This is a genomic window from Pseudarthrobacter sp. RHLT3-21, from assembly GCF_059383495.1.
Genome location: NZ_JBWZCI010000063.1, coordinates 1 through 1,142, shown reverse-complemented (window position 1 = coordinate 1,142; position 1,142 = coordinate 1). Strand labels below are relative to the sequence as shown.

1 protein-coding gene is annotated in these 1,142 nt (G+C 67.3%); it reads left to right on the top strand.

All coding sequences use genetic code 11. From position 1 onward, the window contains the following. Positions 1-1,142 (top strand): glycine dehydrogenase (locus AC50YA_RS23085; RefSeq protein ID WP_494984476.1); only part of this gene is annotated, 1,142 nt, incomplete at both ends.

The window sequence follows — 1,142 nt, the reverse complement described above, 5'->3', positions numbered from 1 at the left end:
TGGTACACCGCCTACACCCCCTACCAGCCGGAGATTTCCCAGGGCCGGCTCGAGGCTTTGCTGAACTTCCAGACCATGGTCCAGGACCTCGTCGGCCTGCCGATCGCGAACGCCTCCCTGCTGGATGAAGCCACCGCGGTCGCCGAGGCCGTCCTCATGATGCGCCGCGCCAACAAGAACAAGGCTGCCCAGGACGGCAAGACCGTCCTGGATGCCGACTGCCTGCCGCAGACCATCGCCATCGTCAAGGGCCGCGCCGAAGCCCTCGGTTTCGAGGTGGAGGTCGCTGACCTGTCGAAGGGCCTGCCCGACGGCGTCATCAACGGCATCGTCCTGCAGCAGCCGGGCGTGTCCGGCCGCGTCTTCAACCACGCCGAGGTCATCGCAGCAGCCAAGGAACGCGGCGCCCTCGTGACCGTCGCTGCCGACCTGCTAGCGCTGACGCTCATCACGCCTCCGGGGGAGCAGGGCGCTGATATCGCCGTCGGCTCCACCCAGCGTTTTGGTGTGCCGCTGTTCTTCGGCGGCCCGCACGCCGCCTACATGGCCGTTGCGAAGGGTCTGGAGCGGTCCATGCCGGGCCGCCTGGTCGGTGTGTCCAAGGACAATGCCGGTGTCCCCGCGTACCGCCTGGCGCTGCAGACCCGTGAGCAGCACATCCGCCGCGAGAAGGCCACGTCCAACATCTGCACCGCGCAGGCCCTGCTGGCCATCGTCTCCTCCTTCTACGCCGTCTACCACGGCCCCGACGGCCTCAAGGCAATCGCCGAGACCACGCACGGCCACGCTGCAACCATCGCCGCGTCCCTGAAGGCGGCCGGCCTGGACGTACTGCACACAAGCTTCTTTGATACAGTCACGGTTTCCGTGCCCGGCAGGGCCGCCGCTCTTGTTGCCGCCGCGGAAGCCAAGGGCATCAACCTACGCCACATCGACGGCGACACCGTGGGGCTCTCCGCCGATGAAACCACAACCCCGGCCATCGTTGCCGGAGTTCTGGAAGTCTTTGGTGCCGCCGTGGTGGACGCGGCCGCCGGCACTGACACTGACTTCGCGCTGGATGCCGCCGTCGAACGTTCCTCCGAGTACCTGCAGCACCCGGTGTTCAACACGCACCGTTCCGAGACCCAGCTGCTGCGCTA